The sequence below is a fragment of the Francisella uliginis genome (genome assembly GCF_001895265.1).
GTDB classification, from domain to species: domain Bacteria; phylum Pseudomonadota; class Gammaproteobacteria; order Francisellales; family Francisellaceae; genus Francisella; species Francisella uliginis.
This window is the reverse complement of the sequence record NZ_CP016796.1, coordinates 419,039-435,591: the sequence shown is the minus strand read 5'-3', so window position 1 is coordinate 435,591 and position 16,553 is coordinate 419,039. Positions and strand designations below refer to the sequence as shown.

The window sequence follows — 16,553 nt, the reverse complement described above, 5'->3', positions numbered from 1 at the left end:
TTTACAGATCCAACAACTCCTTAGCATGCTTAAGCGTATTCTCAGATATATCTACTCCGCCTACTATCTTAGCTATCTCTGTAATACGCTGATCATAGTTAAGCTCTATAATTTTAGACTCTGTTGTATCTTTAAGGTACTTCTTACTTACATGCAGATGAGTTTGACCTTGAGCAGCAACTTGAGGTTGATGTGTAATACATAAAACTTGTAACTTCTCAGAAAGTTTCTTCAAAAGCTTACCAACTATTTCAGCAGTTGCCCCAGATATACCAACATCCACCTCATCAAAGATTAAAGTCGGATATGAACGTTTCTCAGCAGAAACAGCTTGTATTGATAACCCTATCCTACTTAATTCACCACCTGAAGCTACTTTTTTAACAGGCGCAAGTTCTTCTCCAAGATTAAAATTAATCATAAACTGACATTCATCAAACCCCCTTGAAGTATTTGTGTCGGTTTTTATCACTTGTGCAACAAAACTACCCTTAGGAATATTTAATGAACGAATATTTCTCTCTACTTGCTTTGAAAACTCTTTTGCAGCTTTATTACGAGCATTACTAAGCTTAGTTGCATACTCAGTATATTTTTGCTCTAAATCTTGCTTTTGCTCTTCAAGTTCATTTAATCTAGTATTTTCATTAGCAAAACTCTCAAGTTCAGCTTGTAGTTCCTGAATATATTGATATAAATAACTAGGCTCTACCTTATGCTTACGCGCAAGATCATATACTTCACTCATTCTTTGTTCTATTTTTGCAAGCTCTTTAGGATCTTGCTCAAGTGACTCTAATTTATTTTGAGCTTCTTGGTAAGCTTCTTGGGCATATACTTTTGTCTGAGATATTAGTTCTTGCAGATTACTAAAGCTTGCTCCTTCTAATTTTAATGCCTCTTTTTCAAGTTCACTAAGCATCGCTGTTATATTTGTCTCTTCATCATACATTAAATTAGATATGAGATTTAAACTATAACTAATATCATCTACGCTAGACAAATCCTTTTGCTTTTGAGATAACTCTTCAAACTCATTTTCACCCAATTCTAGAGAAATAAGTTCTTCTAATTTATATTCAAGCAACTCTCGTTGACTATTTTGGCTATCAACCAACTCTTGTAGACCTTTTATTTGGGAATTTACTTTTTGTAGTCGATAAAAAAATTCTGAAACAGAAGCTAACAATTGATCATTATTTGCAAAGCTATCTAATAAGCTTAACTGAGATTTTGGATCTAATAAATCTTGATGTGAATTTTGGCTATAAATATTTATTAGTTTATCTGATACCTTTTTGACATCTGCTGCTTTAACTACACTACCATTTATAAATAAGCGACTTTGTTTTGATTTATTAACAACACGTCTAAAAATACATTCATTACTTTCATAATCAATAAAGAGTTCATCCAAAAGCCTCTTTGCTTTTTGATTATCTTTTATACAGAAAGCAGCCGACACTTCAGTAACTTGATCATCATGCAAAAATGTCTTTTCAAGTCTGGCTCCAAGTACAAAACTTAAAGCATCAAGTAGTATAGACTTACCAGCACCGGTCTCTCCAGTTAAAACTGTCATACCACCTTTAAAATCGATCTCTGTAGATTTTATGATCGCAAAGTTTTTTATAGATAAATGTAGCAACATAAGTGATCAGATATTTTTTTATTGAACATACCTAATATATATTCTAGTTTGATTTTATACAAGTTTTGTCAACAAATATAATTCATTAACCTTTCTTTACTAGACAAAAATATATTATAATCGATTATGTGAAACCCAAAATATAGGATCAACAAAAAATGCAATTATCAAAAAGAGTACAGGCAATGCAAGCCTCTCCCGTGCGTAAGTTAGTGCCATATTCAATCCAAGCTGAAAAAGAAGGTAAAAAAGTTTATCATCTAAATATTGGTCAGCCAGATATTAAAACTCCTCGCGAGTTTATGGATGCTATTAGAGCTTATGATAAAGAAACTATTGCTTACTCAGTAGCAAATGGCGAACCTAGCCTAATCAAGGCAATTTCAAAATACTACAAAAGGTTTGGTATAGATTTTGCTGAGAATGAAATTTTAATCACAAATGGTGGTTCAGAAGCTCTTATATTTGCAGCAATTGCAACTTGTAATGCTGGTGATGAGATACTTGTACCAGAACCTTTCTATACAAACTACAACGGTTTTACTACTGCTGTTGATGTAGCTATCAAACCAATTACAACAAAAGCTGAAGATGGTTTTCATTTGCCATCAAAAGAAGAAATCTTAGCATGTGTTACAAATAAAACTCGTGCAATTATGATTTCTAACCCAGGAAATCCAACAGGTGTTGTCTATACTAAAGAAGAGCTTGAACTTTTAGCTGAAGTTGCTAAAGAGAAGGATCTATTTATTATTAGCGATGAAGTATATCGTGAGTTTACATATGATGGACTTACTTGCACTTCTTTCGGTAATATCAAAGGTGTTGAAGATAGAGTTATAGTAGTTGATTCAGTTTCTAAGCGTTATAGTGCTTGTGGAGCTAGAATTGGCTCTCTTTGCTCAAAGAATAAAGAGTTTATCACTCAAGTAACAAAGCTTTGTCAGACAAGATTATGTGCACCAACTCTTGAGCAAATAGGCTCAGCAGCTCTTTATGAAGTTTCTGAAGAATATTTACAAGAAGTAAATAAAGAGTATCAAAAAAGAAGAGATGTAACTTTTGAAGCTCTTTCTAAAATGGAAGATGTGATTTGTGAAAAACCAACTGGTGCTTTTTATGTAGTTGCAAAACTACCTATCGATGATGCAGAAAAATTTGCTCTGTGGTTACTAACTGATTTTGAAGATAATAAAGAAACAGTAATGGTATCACCAGCAGCTGATTTCTATGCGACTAAAGGTCTTGGTAAAGATGAAGTCCGAATTGCATATATCTTAGAAGAAAAATCGCTTAGAAGAGCTCTAGAACTACTTGAAAAGGCTATTAAAGCTTATAACAATAAATAATTTATTTTCTAGATATTTTTATTATAAAGCTAACTATACATAAAAATGTCATGCTGAATTTATTTCAGCATCTCACTATAAGTATTGATTTTTTGAGATCCTGAAACGAGTTCAGAATGATAGAATGTACTACTTTTATCCCTAATAAGCTATAACCAAATCTACAATAAAATGATACTGAATTAATTCGGTATCTCCTATAAAAAAATTATCGTCATCCCTCTAGTCACTGGAAGTGTGAGTAACCTCCTAGCTATTTAAAGGATTCCCGCCTTCGCAAAGAATGACTACAAAAATTTCTAAGAAATAATACTAAAAAGTAACAACTGTTCTAATATTGTTATACATATCTTCAAAACCTTTATTAATATCTTCAATTTTTATATTTGAAGTAATAAGGTTATCAATATCTATACGACCATCCATATACCAATCAACTATCATTGGCACATCAGTTCTACCACGCATACCACCAAAGGCTGAGCCCTTCCAAGTACGACCTGTTACAAGCTGAAATGGTCTTGTGCTAATTTCTTGACCAGCTCCGGCAACGCCTATTATTACACTTTGCCCCCAACCTTTATGAGCACACTCTAAAGCCTGGCGCATAACTTTTGTATTACCAATACATTCAAAACTATAATCAGCTCCACCACCAGTTAGACGTATTAAGTGTTGTACAAGATCTTCATCAATTTCATTTGGATTCACAAAATCTGTCATGCCATACTTTTCTGCTAACTCTTTTTTATCATTATTAAGATCAACACCAACTATTTGTCCAGCTCCAACAAGTTTAGCTCCCTGAATCACATTTAAACCAATTCCTCCTAGCCCAAATACAACAACACTAGATCCAGGCTCAACATTTGCAGTTTTAACAACAGCTCCAACACCAGTGGTTACTCCACACCCGATATAACAAACCTTATCCAAAGGGGCATCTTTACGGATCTTAGCCACAGCTATTTCTGGTAAGACTGTATAGTTTGAAAATGTCGAGCAACCCATATAATGAAATATTTCTTGACCATCTTGTGTAGTGAATCTTGAGCTACCATCAGGCATTAAACCTTTTCCTTGAGTCTCTCGAATTGCCTGACATAGATTAGTTTTTGGATTTAAACAATATTCACATTCTCTACATTCTGGAGTATAAAGAGCAATTACATGATCACCAGGTTTTACAGATGTAACATTTTTACCAACCTCTACTACAACACCAGCACCTTCATGACCTAATATTGCTGGAAATAGACCCTCTGGATCTGCACCTGATAGAGTAAATGCATCTGTATGACAAATACCAGTTGCTTTAATCTCAACTAAAACTTCATTATCTTTAGGTAAAGAAACATTAACCATCTCAACAGTTAATGGTTGACTTGCCTTATATGCAACAGCTGCCTTTGATTTTATAGTCATTAACTATCTCCAGTTTATAGCTTCATACTTACTTAACACTGAAATATCGTCATTCCAGACTTGATCTGGAATCTCTAAAATATAATCCATTAGCCAAGAGATCCTCGTGTCACAGCACGAGGATGACACAATTATTCTCTGAGGCTTTTATATGTTTAAACTAGGTAATCCTAATCACGCTTGTAGATATCTTCTAATCGTACGATATCGTCTTCACCAAGGTAATCACCTACTTGAACTTCAATAATTTGAATATCACCATCAGTAAAGTTTTCTAATCTATGTACAGACTCTTTAGGGATAAATATATGCTCTCCAACATTAAATTCTTTAACACTATCATCAACTGTTATAGTTGGCTTACCTGTCACAACAACCCAATGCTCAGCTCTTTTAAAATGTTTCTGCAAAGAAAGTTGTCCTTTAGGCTTTACTGTGATGATTTTAGTTTGACTTTTTTCTGTAAAATTAATTGTTTGATAAGTTCCCCAAGGACGCTCATAAACTTTACCTAACTCATTTATTGCTGACATCATTGATATCTCTCTTCTAAAGTTTAACTAGCTATTATTATCAATTAAATTAATCAACAATTCAAGCAAAAGCACGCACATAGAATTACCTAAGAAAAGGGATTTTAAGCATACTTTTAAGTTTTTGAGTTGTATTAGAATCTTTATATTCATCTAAACCTATATCCATTAATATATGACCTTTGTTAGGCTGACTTTTATATGTTCCAAGTAACCTATCCCAAAAAATTAAGTTAAAGCCAAAGTTTGAATTAGTTTCAGAGGATATAGTTGAATGATGCACTCTATGAACATCTGGAGTAACTATAAAGAATCTTAAAAAACCATCTAATTTCTTAAAAAGTCTAATATTGCCATGATTAAATAAGGCTAATCCATTTAAAGTAACCTCAAAAATAACTACCGCTAATACAGGAGCTCCTATAAAATATATTACTGCAAATTTTATAAACATTGATAAAACTATTTCAATAGGATGAAAGCGTAACCCTGTAGTAACATCATAATCTAAATCAATGTGATGAACCTTATGAAATCTCCATAACAAAGGTAAATAGTGAAATAATACATGCTGGGTATATATAGCAAAATCTAAAACTAAAAATGCTATAGTAATCTTAGACCATAAAGGTATATCCAATATATTAAGTAAACCCAAATTATAATCATTACAAAGTAACGCAACCCCAACTGCTGTTGTAGGGAAAATAACTCTAAGTAAAAGAGTATTTAATACTACTAACGCTAAGTTATTACTCCAACGCTTTTTCTTTGATATTTTTAACTTCCTCATAGGCGCAATAAGCTCCCATAAAGCTATAACTAGAAATATTCCTATAAAAAATCCTAAACGGATTACTGTTTCGTAATACATAATACTTAATCTGAAATAACTCCGCACCAGACTCTTTTACCTCCACCACCAAGAGGCTTAGGATTATCTGAATAATTATCTGATCCCTCATGAATCATTAGACTATGCCCAACGAGCTCCTCTAACGAATCTAATTTAGGTGCCAGCACAGGTTTATTAGCTGTACCATTAGGATTAACAATCAGAACAGGTAAATCACCTTTATGGCCATTTTCATTATACGGACCTAAATGCTTACCATTCTCTTGAGGATCCCAATGTCCTCCAGCTGCCTTTCCTTTATCTGCGCAACTTGGATTAATATGGATATGCATGCCATGTGTACCAGATTTGGGTAAATTATATAGATGAGGAGTTATCAACATGCCTTGTTGCTTATCATTTTGAATATAAGGTGATATTGTGATTGTGCCTACTTCTTTACCTGTATCTGTACTTTTCATATGAACAATTAGCTCGCCATCATGACCTCTATCATATGAACCCTCTTCAAAAAGAGAAAATCCTGTTAATAAAATTATAGCTATTCCTAAGCCTAATATTTTATAAGATTTATTTATAGTCATAAGTACTCTCCTATGTCTTAAATATACACTCTATTCAATAATACAAATATTTATAAATATAGTCCACATTAAAGATTTTTAATCTAAATAATACTCTTAACCTATGATATTTGCGAAGTTAGTTATGCTAAAATCAAAATATCATATTATTTCTAAATTCATCGCCTTTATGAAAAATTTTCTAGTTTTATTAATATTAACTATTCCAATATTTGGTTTATCTGAAACACCGAAGTGGCAAAATTATAATAAACAAGAAGCTCTAGGAAAACTTAATAAACTACAATACTACGTAACCCAAAAAGGAGGAACTGAAAGAGCCTTTAATAATAAATATTGGAATAATCATAAACAAGGTATATATGTAGATATTGTTTCAGGTGAGCCTTTATTTAGTTCAACAGATAAATATAACTCAGGAACAGGTTGGCCCAGTTTTACAAAGCCAATTGACAAGTCTTTTATTATCACAAAAACTGACAATAGCTGGTTTATGAGCAGAACAGAAGTTTTATCTAAACATGGCAAATCTCATTTAGGTCATGTTTTTAATGATGGTCCTCAACCTTCTGGTAAAAGATACTGTATGAATTCTGCAGCTCTTAAATTCATTCCCAAAAAAGATATGAAAAAAGATGGTTATGGTGCATATTTATATCTTTTTAACAAAAGTTAAAAATAAAGATAATATATTTAATAAAAAACTTATATAATATTAATAAACCACATTAATTATAGATTGAGGTTAATATTATTACTAAAGAGCTTGTTGGTGCAATAATTCTTAATGCTGGTTTTTTTGCATACTCAATACAGTACTTTCCGCAAGTCATATACAATATGAAACATAGGGAAAGATTAACTAACGTAAGTGTTTTATCTCAATTTGCAATTTTTATTTCTGTGCTATGTGATATGGTTATAACTATAGGATGTGGATATGAATGGCAATATGCAGTTGTAGCCATCTTTTACCTACTTGGAGTCTGTATCCAGCAGTTACAAATCACATTCTTATCTAAAAAGGTTCCTGAACTAGCTAACTTGCTTTTTATAATATGTTTTGCAATTGCAATGTTAGCAATGGGCTCAAACTCAGCTATTGTATATCAGGTTGCACAATATGTTGGTTTTACTATAAGCATATTCTTTTGGTTTCCCCAAATCTATAAAAACTATAAGCAAAAAAGAGCAGATGGATATAGTTTAGCTTTTATACTAATAGCTCTAGCGGGTACTTGCCTATATTTATCAAGTTGCATGTTTTTTTCTTGGGATAAGGTCTATAAAATTAATGCCGGCTCAATACTTCCAGTAATATTAGTTCTATTAATTCAGAAGATTTACTATAAAAATGCAACAAAAGCCAACTAAGACTATACTTTATAAATAAGTAGGTGACTAACATTGCTATACTTTGAAACTATTTATTTTCTTTTATCGCTGTTTTTATTAATTCTATCATCTAGAGCAAGTATCAATATAAAACAACTACCTACTCCTATAACTTTACAATCTTATGCAATAGGTCTTATTGTTTTATTTATTCCAACAGAAGTCATGCTTCTAAGTATCTTTGCTTATGTAATTCTTGGTATTGTTGGATTACCCATATTCTCAAATAACTCAACGGGAATAAAGGCTTTGCTTGGTCCTACTGGTGGATATATTATTGGTTTTCTTATAGTTGCAATTTTTTTCTATTTATTAAAAGAAAACTCATATTTTTCAGATGATAAAACATTTGTCATTTTTAATTGGATGATAGTTCTACATCTTATAATTATTATTTGTGGTTTTTGTAGGCTTATTTTTATAATTGGATCTAAAGAAGCATTTAATAAAGGAGTTGTATTAATATTTCCAGCAGTAATTAAATCCTTAATGCTAACTTTGACCTTTGTTATACTAAGGAATATAAGCCTATTATAATATCACCTACAAAGTTATAGAATCAAAACTAGATACATGTAAAATAAAATTAGTATTTATGCTATTATAAAACACATAAACTACTTACTATTTTCAAGCATGTCAGGAAACACTTTTGGTAAAATTTTTACAGTAACAACATGTGGCGAAAGTCACGGAGATTCTCTTGCTGCCATTATTGATGGTTGTCCGAGTAATATCCCACTAACTGAAGAAGATATTCAAATAGAGCTCGACAGACGTAAGCCAGGACAATCAAAATTTACAACGCAACGCAAAGAGCCAGATGAGGTTAAAATAATTTCTGGAGTTTTTGAGGGTAAAACAACAGGTACTCCTATTGGCTTAGTTATAAAAAACCAAGATCAAAAATCAAAAGACTATGGTGAAATAAAAGAGAAGTTCCGCCCTGGTCATGCTGATTATACATATTTTAAGAAATATGGAATTCGTGACTATAGAGGTGGTGGTAGATCTTCAGCACGCGAAACTGCTATGCGTGTTGCCGCAGGAGCAATAGCTAAAAAGATTTTGAAACATCATAATATTGAGGTTTATGGATACTGTTCACAGATAGGAGATCTCAAGATAGACTTTAAAGAACAAGATTTCATAAATCAAAATCCTTTTTTTATTGCTGATAAAAATGCTATCGAAAACTGTGAAAAACTAATTCATAAAATTCGTAAAGAAGGTGACTCAATAGGCGCTGAAGTAACAGTTGTTGCAACTGGCTTAGATGCGGGGCTAGGCAGGCCTGTCTTTGATAGACTTGATGCTAATATTGCTCATGCTCTAATGAGTATAAATGCTGTTAAAGCTGTAAGCATTGGTGATGGGTTTGACTGTGTTGCACAAAAAGGTAGTCAACACCGTGATGAAATAACTCAAGACCAAGGCTTTTTAACAAATCATGCCGGAGGAATTCTTGGAGGAATCTCTACGGGGCAAGATATAACTGCAAAACTAGCTTTTAAACCAACATCTAGTATTTTACAACCAGGTAAAAGCATAGATACTAAAGGTGATAATACTACAGTCATAACTAAGGGAAGACATGATCCTTGTGTTGGTATAAGAGGTGTACCAATAGCAGAAGCTATGTTAGCACTAGTTATATTAGATGAACTACTAATCACAAAAGCTTATAAGAAATAACTATGAGCCAACATGAGTTTTGGAGCCTATTAATTGATTGGGGCTATTTAGCTGTGGCTTTAGCTGTCTTTATTGAAGGAGAGATTTTCCTAATTATGGTAGGTATTGCTACAGCAGCTACTCTTTTTAGTTATCCTTTAGTTATTATAGCCGCAACTTTAGGAGCTATTGCACATGATAATACTATTTTTATTCTTTCTAAATTTATTGGCAAGAAGCTTATTCAAAGAAAAGCATCTTGGAGCTGTAAAGCTAAAAAATCTTCAGAATTTTTAGAAAAATATGAAACATTAGCTATCCTTAGCATTAGGTTTTTATATGGCTTAAGGACTGTAACTATATTGATAGTTGGCCTTAGTAATGTTAGTAAGTGTAAATTTGTTAGCTTGGATGCTTTAAGTAGTTTGATATGGTCATTTATCTATATAACATTGGGATATTTATTTGGTCATGCTATCTTAAAGTTTGTCAACCATGTAGATATATCTAACTGGATATCTGATAATAAATATCTATCTATATTTATACTTATTTTACTTTCAAGTATTATATATCTTAGCTATAAGATACTAAAATTAAGATCAAAGAGGCGTATGAAATGAGCAGTAGATTAGATCTTCTAAAAAAAGGTGCTGGAAATACTAAAGAAAAAGATAGCAAAAAAAATTCTCGATCTGGATTGCTTGATGAAAAACCTCAAAAATCACAACGCAGACAAGATGATTTAATAGATAAAGATAAACATAAAGATGATGAGTTTGAAAATGAGACTGATCATTCACAAAATCCTGAATATGATATTGATGATGACGATGATAATGATGATTCAGACGAGAATGTTAATGTTATTGAAATCAATTTAGATGAAAGCCAAGGCTTAGATCCATCGTTATTAGATGATGATTTTATCGAGGAAAAAGAAACAACTGAACCTTCTAAAGAAACGCATCAGGAGGAACCTGAAGAGAAGCATCAAGAGGAACCTGAAGATAGCTTTAATAGTGATATAGTAGAAGGTAGAGTATCAGTAGATTATGGCGAAGAAGATATTAAACAAGAGCTAGAGTACACCTTTGATCATCGTGAACAAGTTTACAACTCACATTTTCGTATAATTAAAGATGGTGGTATGGAAATTAGCACTCCTCAAACTCTACATCTAGGAGATATTATTAGAATTTCAATCACGCTAACTGAACTAAAAGAGCAAGTTGGTTGTGAAACACGAGTAGTTTCTGTTTACCCTAAAAATATTCGCTTATCAAATAAAGAAAATAGTAACCAATACCGCTACATAGTTCAATTCATTGGACCAAATGCATCAGAAACAGAAAGAATTCTTAATAAATATTTATTAGGATACAAAATAAAGTAATCTTTTTATGTCAAAGCAAAAAACTATATTTATTTGTCAAGAATGTGGCGCTACTTCGCATCGCTGGCAAGGACAATGCTACAGTTGCAATCAATGGAATACTCTTGTTGAGGAAATCCAAGCAGACCCTAAAAAGACTCCAAAATCTCGAGCTGGTTTTTCAGGAAGCATCTCAAAAGCTACAGCACTTTCAGATATCAAAGGTAAAGAATATTCTCGTACATCAACAAGCATAGCAGAGTTTGATCGGGTCCTTGGTGGTGGAATAGTTAAAGGCTCTGTGACTTTAGTTGGTGGAGACCCTGGTATTGGTAAATCTTCTATTTTATTACAAATAATGGCCTTTTTATCCTTAAATAAGAAGGTCTTATATGTAAGCGGAGAGGAATCTCTAGAACAAATCGCATTAAGAGCAGAAAGACTCGATCTACCTAAAGATGAGCTATTGGTAATGTGTGAAACTAATATTGAACAAATCTCTAATTACATTATTAAGCACAAGCCAGAAGTTATTGTTATCGACTCAATTCAAACTATGTATAACCCTGAGCTTCAATCTATGGTCGGGGGAGTTTCACAAGTACGTGAATCTACAGCATATATCACACAAGTTGCCAAACAACATGAAATAGCAATATTCCTTGTTGGACATGTCACAAAGTCTGGAGATGTAGCTGGGCCCAGAGTTTTAGAGCATATTGTTGATGCTGTAATCTTTATTGAGTCTCAAGATAATGGTAGATATCGTATGATGCGTGCACTTAAAAACAGATTTGGTGCTGTCAATGAAATAGGTATATTTGCCATGACTGACAAAGGTATGAAAGAAGTCAAAAACCCTTCGGCAATATTCTTAAATAACGGAAGGACAAATCTTGTTGGTAGTGTAATAGTCTCTGTCTGGGAGGGAACTCGTCCATTACTAGTTGAGCTACAATCTTTAGTTGTTGATAAAAATATCAACCAACCTCCAAGAAGATTATGTGTCGGTATTGATAGTAATCGTCTAGCGATGATTTTAGCTGTTATACAACGCTATATGCATATCGATTTATACGACAAAGATGTTTTTTTAAATGTTGTTGGTGGTATTAAAATAAATGAAACAAGTATCGACTTAGCACTTATTTTGATAATTTATTCAAGTATCAAAGAAATAGAAATACCTCATGATATGCTAATAATGGGAGAGGTTGGCTTATCTGGGGAAATACGCCCTATTCCATATGGCATCGAAAGAATTAATGAGGCTAAGAAACATGGTTTCAAAAAAATTATAGTTCCTCAGGCAAATATTTCAAAATCAGCAACTCCTAATGGTATTGAAATTATCGGAATAACTAATCTAAACCAAATAAAAGATATTATATCGGGATAGTAGAATATGGATTTTTTAGAGAGCATTAACTTTTTAGATATTTTAATAATAATAGTGATTTTAATATTAAGTCTTTTTGCTTCAGTAAAGGGATTATTTAAAAATATAGTATTACTGGTTCTTATGATTTTCTCAGTTGTTCTAGCTGGAATTTTAGCCCAAAAAATACAACAAGCATATATAAACTCTTTAATAGAAGATCTCAATATTGCGTATATCGTATCGTTTATATTAGTTCTTCTTGGCGCATATTTGATAATTTTCGGTATTATGAAAGTTTTTTTACGCAACAATAAAGAAAAAGAAAGTCTCACAAATACAATATTTGCTTTTTTTATTGCTTTAGTGCGTTTTGGCTTTGTCTTTGCAATAGTTTGTTCGACATTAAACTCTTTTGATTCAGTAAAAGAAAATAGTCTTTGGGAAAATTCAGCTCTTGTTAAGCCTCTTGTTAAAGTTGGTGATTATGCGTTTAATACAAGAGTTAGAATGCAAGAAACAAATCTTAAAGATTATGTTCCTAAAGAAGTTGCTGGAGGCTAAACTTAGTTTTCATTTTTTAGTTGACGAGTCATTAACTCTTTAACTATATTCTTGGGTTCAACAGACTCATATAAAACCTTATAAGCTGCGAAGACTAAAGGCATATCTACATCGTACTTTTTAGCAAGCTTATAAACCGCTTTTGCTGTTGAGTAACCCTCGACAACATTATTAACCTTTTTCAATGATTCTTCAATACTCATACCTTGGCCAAGATAAAGCCCAAACCTACGATTGCGTGATTGGTTATCAGAACAAGTCAAAAGTAAATCACCTAGACAACTAAGCCCCATAAATGTTTCTGAGCTTGCTCCTAGTTTAAGCCCTAATTTTTTAATCTCTGCAAGACCACGGGTAATTAAAGCTGCATGTGCATTTACACCAAACTTCATACCATCAGCTGCACCAGCTACTATTGCAAGAACATTCTTAACAGCGCCACCGACTTGAGCACCTATAATATCTGTAGTTGTATAACATCTAAAATTTTCATTGCTAAATAATTGCTGTGCATATTTAGCATAATCAATATCTTTAGATGCGATTACTACCGCAGTTGGTAATTTATTTGCGACTTCTTTAGCAAAGCTAGGACCTGTTAATAATGCAAAACTTACATCTGGCAAGATACTCTCGACAATTTCACTTAATAATGCATAAGTATCATGACAAAATCCTTTCGTTGCGCTAATGATATTCTGATGAGGTTTTATAACCTCTTTAATTTCTAAAATAATATTTTTAAATCCTGAGCTTGGAGTTGCTACCAAGATATCATCGAAGCCTCTAATATGAGTTTTCCAATCTTGAATAGCTTTTAATGTATCTGGAAACTTTTCTATACTTGGAAGGTAAGCTAAATTATTATTATCTTCTAACATTTGTTGATTATGCTCTTTTCTCCAAGAACTAATTTTGACATTATGTCCTTTGTAAGCCAGCTGTAAAGCTAGTGCTGTACCCCATGCCCCTGCTCCTAAAACAAGTATATTTTTTTGCATAACTAAAACCATATGACTACTTTATTTCTACTATATTCTATAGTTATTGAAGTGTAAACACTTGTTATGTTTTAATCTATAGTAATAATTCTTCTAACCAGTCATTTAACTTATCTCAGGATAGGCTTAGAATTTAAGCAATATTAAAAGAAGTTTATTAAAAAAATTGCTATAACAGTTGAAAATCAATATTTTTAAATATATTATTTCGTTATTTAGCGAAATATAGTTGTAAGAATGAAACTTCCAGACATTGTTGACTTTCAAAAAGCTTTAAGTGATGAAACAAGAATACGAATTTTAATGGTAATATACCAACATGAGTTGTGCCTTTGTCATTTAGCACATATATTCAAGCTCGCTAACTCTACTATATCAAAGCATCTAGATATTCTCAGACGTAATGGCTTTATCCATAAACGTAAACAAGGCCGATTTCATTATTTCTATTTTAACTCTATCTATAAAGAACAATTAACCTGGCTTTTTCAAATGCTTGGTGATGATAGTACCATCCAAAGTGATCAGAAATTAATTAAACAGATGATTAAAGAGAAACTCGAACATCTTCCTGAGATACATGCAAAGGAGAACTTAAAATGAATAAAAGTAATCAAAACTTAGAATTTAAGGTATACGGTTTAGATTGTGTCGAAGAAGTAAATATCATAAAAAAAGCTCTAGGTAGAAAAGTCTCAGAAGATAATATGCAGTTTGATTTACTCAATGGAAAACTTCTAATAAATCAACAAAATATTTCTGCAAAAGAAATTATTTCTGCAATTAAAAAGTCTGGATTAAATGCTGTAATATGGGAAGATTATATTTCAAATAGCCAAAATCCTAGCTTTATAAACAAACATCTTCGCTTAATTACAACATTATTTAGTGGAGCTTTGATTATTATTGCATATCTACTTCATGCTTTTGATCATGGCTTTATAAATGCATTTATAGATAATGATAATGGTTCGAATACAACATTAATTTTAATATCACAGCTTGGTTATATATTAGCTATATTATTTGGAAGTTGGTTTGTTTTTCCCAAAGCCCTATCTTCTTTAAAACGCCTCGATGCTGACATGAACTTACTTATGGTAATTGCTATAGTTTGTGCTGCGGCTATTGGACAACTTTTTGAAGCGGCTGTTGTGAGTTTCTTATTTTCACTTTCTCTGGTATTAGAATCATGGAGTGTTGGTAATGCTCGTTCAGCAATAGCTAAACTTATGGATCTTACTCCAGATACGGCTTTAGTCTACTGCTGTCACGATAAAGAATTTGAAGAAAAACCTTTAGCAGAAATTAATGTAGGTAAAAGACTACTTATTAAACCTGGGCAAAAAATTGCCCTTGATGGAGTTATTATAAAAGGTGATAGTTTCATAAACCAAGCTCCTATTACTGGAGAGTCAATCCCTGTAGAAAAACAAGTTGGTGATGAAGTCTTTGCTGGTAGTATAAATGGCAATTCAGCTATTGAAATTAAAACTACTAAAACAGCAAGCAACTCATCTATAGCAAAAATTATTCAAGCTGTAGAACATGCTCAATCAAAGCGTTCATCATCGGAAAAATGGGTTGATAAGTTTGCTAGAATTTATACTCCTTGCATGATAGTGCTAGCTATATTTATTGCTATAGTCCCTCCACTACTTTTAGCTCAATCATGGGTTAAATGGATATACCAAGCTTTAGTTATCCTTGTAATAGCTTGTCCTTGTGCGCTAGTTATATCAACTCCAATATCAATAGTTTCTAGCCTAGCAAGAGCTGCACGAAATGGTATTTTAATAAAAGGTGGTAATTTTATTGAGATTCCTACAAAGCTTAAAGCTATTGCATTTGATAAAACAGGAACCTTAACCAAAGGCCAACCTATAGTAAAACAAATTATCACCAGTGATAACTTTTCTGAAGAACAATTAATAACTATAGCTGCTAGCTTAGAAAAAGCTGTTGATCACCCTATTTCTAAAGCGATTATTGATTATGCTAATCAAAATAATATACAAATTGAAGAAACTATAAATACTAAGGTTATTGGTGGTAAAGGTATAACGGGACAAATAAAAGACTCGCCTTATTGGTTAGGAAGCCATGCTTTTGCCCATGAAAAACAACTTTGTAATAATACATCATTACATGAGCAAACAACAAAACTTGGAGATAATGGTTTTACATTAATATTTGTTGGCAACAATAAGCAGATAATCGGAGCTATTGGAATACAAGATAGTATAAAAGATAGTATTAGCGAGGCTTTAAAACAGCTAAAAGAATCTGGAATTAGCCAAAATGTAATGCTTACAGGTGATAATATTGGTACTGCAAAAGCTATTGCTAAACAAGCTGGTATTGATGAGTTCTATGCCGAGCTTCTACCAGAAGATAAAGTTACTAAAGTTGAAGAGCTTGTTAAAAAATATAAAAATGTTGCTATGGTTGGTGATGGTATTAATGATGCCCCTGCTCTTGCTAGATCAAATCTAGGCATTGCTATGGGAGCTATTGGCAATGATATCGCTATAGAAACTGCTGATATTGCTCTAATGTCTGATGATATTGGTAAGTTACCATGGCTGATTAGGCATTCTAAAAGAACACTGAATATAATAAAACAGAATGTAACTTTTGCTATAGCAATCAAAGCTATATTTATATCACTAGCTATGGCAGACTTAGCAACTTTATGGATGGCAATTGCCGCAGATATAGGAACGACATTTATTGTCATAATAAATGCACTAAGATTATTAAAATAA

The 16,553-nt window shown here is 32.3% G+C and carries 17 protein-coding genes; 11 read left to right on the top strand and 6 right to left on the bottom strand.

What is annotated here, in order from left to right; all coding sequences use genetic code 11:
- Nucleotide 1: 1 nt before the first annotated feature.
- Nucleotides 2-1,651: a DNA repair protein RecN gene (gene recN / locus F7310_RS02235; RefSeq protein WP_072711439.1), complete on the bottom strand. Its 1,650-nt coding sequence runs from the start codon at nucleotides 1,649-1,651 to the stop codon at nucleotides 2-4.
- A 158-nt stretch (nucleotides 1,652-1,809) separates the two neighbouring features.
- On the opposite strand from recN, the gene F7310_RS02230 reads away from it, so the two are divergent.
- Nucleotides 1,810-3,000, top strand: a complete 1,191-nt coding sequence (locus F7310_RS02230; protein ID WP_072711437.1) for a pyridoxal phosphate-dependent aminotransferase — start codon at nucleotides 1,810-1,812, stop codon at nucleotides 2,998-3,000.
- 312 nt (nucleotides 3,001-3,312) lie between these two features.
- On the opposite strand, the gene F7310_RS02225 is transcribed toward F7310_RS02230, so the two are convergent.
- The 4 genes from F7310_RS02225 to F7310_RS02210 form a co-directional block, all read right to left on the bottom strand.
- On the bottom strand, nucleotides 3,313-4,425 hold the full coding sequence (locus tag F7310_RS02225; protein WP_072711435.1) for an S-(hydroxymethyl)glutathione dehydrogenase/class III alcohol dehydrogenase: 1,113 nt from the start codon (nucleotides 4,423-4,425) through the stop codon (nucleotides 3,313-3,315).
- 170 nt (nucleotides 4,426-4,595) lie between these two features.
- A complete protein-coding gene (locus tag F7310_RS02220) occupies nucleotides 4,596-4,958 on the bottom strand; it encodes a phosphomannose isomerase type II C-terminal cupin domain (protein WP_072713519.1) in 363 nt (120 codons plus the stop codon).
- Between the two features lie 85 nt (nucleotides 4,959-5,043).
- On the bottom strand, nucleotides 5,044-5,832 hold the full coding sequence (locus F7310_RS02215) for a sterol desaturase family protein (protein ID WP_072711433.1): 789 nt from the start codon (nucleotides 5,830-5,832) through the stop codon (nucleotides 5,044-5,046).
- Nucleotides 5,833-5,837: 5 nt separating this feature from the next.
- Complete coding sequence (locus F7310_RS02210; RefSeq protein ID WP_072711432.1) at nucleotides 5,838-6,398, bottom strand: superoxide dismutase family protein; 561 nt, start codon at nucleotides 6,396-6,398, stop codon at nucleotides 5,838-5,840.
- A gap of 169 nt (nucleotides 6,399-6,567) precedes the next feature.
- Here F7310_RS02210 and msrB point away from each other — a divergent pair, with 169 nt between their 5' ends.
- The 8 genes from msrB (at nucleotide 6,568) to F7310_RS02170 (ending at nucleotide 12,784) form a co-directional block, all read left to right on the top strand.
- On the top strand, nucleotides 6,568-7,074 hold the full coding sequence (gene msrB / locus F7310_RS02205) for a peptide-methionine (R)-S-oxide reductase MsrB (RefSeq protein WP_072713518.1): 507 nt from the start codon (nucleotides 6,568-6,570) through the stop codon (nucleotides 7,072-7,074).
- Between the two features lie 164 nt (nucleotides 7,075-7,238).
- A complete protein-coding gene (locus tag F7310_RS02200; RefSeq protein ID WP_335583436.1) occupies nucleotides 7,239-7,772 on the top strand; it encodes a PQ-loop repeat-containing protein in 534 nt (177 codons plus the stop codon).
- A 33-nt stretch (nucleotides 7,773-7,805) separates the two neighbouring features.
- Entirely contained in the window at nucleotides 7,806-8,330 is a 525-nt protein-coding gene (locus F7310_RS02195) for a biotin transporter BioY (protein WP_072711429.1), read from the top strand.
- 99 nt (nucleotides 8,331-8,429) lie between these two features.
- The gene (gene aroC / locus F7310_RS02190) at nucleotides 8,430-9,488 is read left to right on the top strand and encodes a chorismate synthase (protein WP_072711427.1); all 1,059 of its coding nucleotides are present in this window, start codon (nucleotides 8,430-8,432) and stop codon (nucleotides 9,486-9,488) included.
- Nucleotides 9,489-9,490: 2 nt separating this feature from the next.
- Nucleotides 9,491-10,090, top strand: coding sequence for a DedA family protein (locus F7310_RS02185; protein WP_072711426.1), 600 nt, complete (start codon nucleotides 9,491-9,493; stop codon nucleotides 10,088-10,090).
- Nucleotides 10,087-10,863, top strand: a complete 777-nt coding sequence (locus F7310_RS02180; protein ID WP_072711424.1) for a PilZ domain-containing protein — start codon at nucleotides 10,087-10,089, stop codon at nucleotides 10,861-10,863. The genes F7310_RS02185 and F7310_RS02180 overlap by 4 nt, the downstream gene beginning before the upstream one ends.
- A gap of 7 nt (nucleotides 10,864-10,870) precedes the next feature.
- A complete protein-coding gene (radA, locus tag F7310_RS02175) occupies nucleotides 10,871-12,241 on the top strand; it encodes a DNA repair protein RadA (RefSeq protein WP_072711423.1) in 1,371 nt (456 codons plus the stop codon).
- A 6-nt stretch (nucleotides 12,242-12,247) separates the two neighbouring features.
- Nucleotides 12,248-12,784: a CvpA family protein gene (locus tag F7310_RS02170; RefSeq protein ID WP_072711422.1), complete on the top strand. Its 537-nt coding sequence runs from the start codon at nucleotides 12,248-12,250 to the stop codon at nucleotides 12,782-12,784.
- Nucleotides 12,785-12,786: 2 nt separating this feature from the next.
- Here the strand turns inward: F7310_RS02170 and F7310_RS02165 are convergent, their stop codons facing one another.
- Nucleotides 12,787-13,785, bottom strand: coding sequence for an NAD(P)H-dependent glycerol-3-phosphate dehydrogenase (locus tag F7310_RS02165; protein ID WP_072713517.1), 999 nt, complete (start codon nucleotides 13,783-13,785; stop codon nucleotides 12,787-12,789).
- A 237-nt stretch (nucleotides 13,786-14,022) separates the two neighbouring features.
- Here F7310_RS02165 and F7310_RS02160 point away from each other — a divergent pair, with 237 nt between their 5' ends.
- Both F7310_RS02160 and F7310_RS02155 read left to right on the top strand, forming a co-directional pair.
- Complete coding sequence (locus F7310_RS02160) at nucleotides 14,023-14,388, top strand: ArsR/SmtB family transcription factor (RefSeq protein WP_072711421.1); 366 nt, start codon at nucleotides 14,023-14,025, stop codon at nucleotides 14,386-14,388.
- Nucleotides 14,385-16,553 (top strand): heavy metal translocating P-type ATPase, encoded by a 2,169-nt coding sequence (locus F7310_RS02155; RefSeq protein WP_072711420.1) that lies wholly within the window; start codon nucleotides 14,385-14,387, stop codon nucleotides 16,551-16,553. The genes F7310_RS02160 and F7310_RS02155 overlap by 4 nt, the downstream gene beginning before the upstream one ends.

What these genes read in the sequence shown, in the direction of transcription:
- recN (WP_072711439.1), bottom strand. Translation starts at nt 1,651, where the DNA reads ATGTTGCTACATTTATCTATAAAAAACTTTGCGATCATAAAATCTACA.
- F7310_RS02230 (WP_072711437.1), top strand. Translation starts at nt 1,810, where the DNA reads ATGCAATTATCAAAAAGAGTACAGGCAATGCAAGCCTCTCCCGTGCGT.
- F7310_RS02225 (WP_072711435.1), bottom strand. Translation starts at nt 4,425, where the DNA reads ATGACTATAAAATCAAAGGCAGCTGTTGCATATAAGGCAAGTCAACCA.
- F7310_RS02220 (WP_072713519.1), bottom strand. Translation starts at nt 4,958, where the DNA reads ATGTCAGCAATAAATGAGTTAGGTAAAGTTTATGAGCGTCCTTGGGGA.
- F7310_RS02215 (WP_072711433.1), bottom strand. Translation starts at nt 5,832, where the DNA reads ATGTATTACGAAACAGTAATCCGTTTAGGATTTTTTATAGGAATATTT.
- F7310_RS02210 (WP_072711432.1), bottom strand. Translation starts at nt 6,398, where the DNA reads ATGACTATAAATAAATCTTATAAAATATTAGGCTTAGGAATAGCTATA.
- msrB (WP_072713518.1), top strand. Translation starts at nt 6,568, where the DNA reads ATGAAAAATTTTCTAGTTTTATTAATATTAACTATTCCAATATTTGGT.
- F7310_RS02200 (WP_335583436.1), top strand. Translation starts at nt 7,239, where the DNA reads ATGAAACATAGGGAAAGATTAACTAACGTAAGTGTTTTATCTCAATTT.
- aroC (WP_072711427.1), top strand. Translation starts at nt 8,430, where the DNA reads ATGTCAGGAAACACTTTTGGTAAAATTTTTACAGTAACAACATGTGGC.
- F7310_RS02185 (WP_072711426.1), top strand. Translation starts at nt 9,491, where the DNA reads ATGAGCCAACATGAGTTTTGGAGCCTATTAATTGATTGGGGCTATTTA.
- F7310_RS02180 (WP_072711424.1), top strand. Translation starts at nt 10,087, where the DNA reads ATGAGCAGTAGATTAGATCTTCTAAAAAAAGGTGCTGGAAATACTAAA.
- radA (WP_072711423.1), top strand. Translation starts at nt 10,871, where the DNA reads ATGTCAAAGCAAAAAACTATATTTATTTGTCAAGAATGTGGCGCTACT.
- F7310_RS02170 (WP_072711422.1), top strand. Translation starts at nt 12,248, where the DNA reads ATGGATTTTTTAGAGAGCATTAACTTTTTAGATATTTTAATAATAATA.
- F7310_RS02165 (WP_072713517.1), bottom strand. Translation starts at nt 13,785, where the DNA reads ATGCAAAAAAATATACTTGTTTTAGGAGCAGGGGCATGGGGTACAGCA.
- F7310_RS02160 (WP_072711421.1), top strand. Translation starts at nt 14,023, where the DNA reads ATGAAACTTCCAGACATTGTTGACTTTCAAAAAGCTTTAAGTGATGAA.
- F7310_RS02155 (WP_072711420.1), top strand. Translation starts at nt 14,385, where the DNA reads ATGAATAAAAGTAATCAAAACTTAGAATTTAAGGTATACGGTTTAGAT.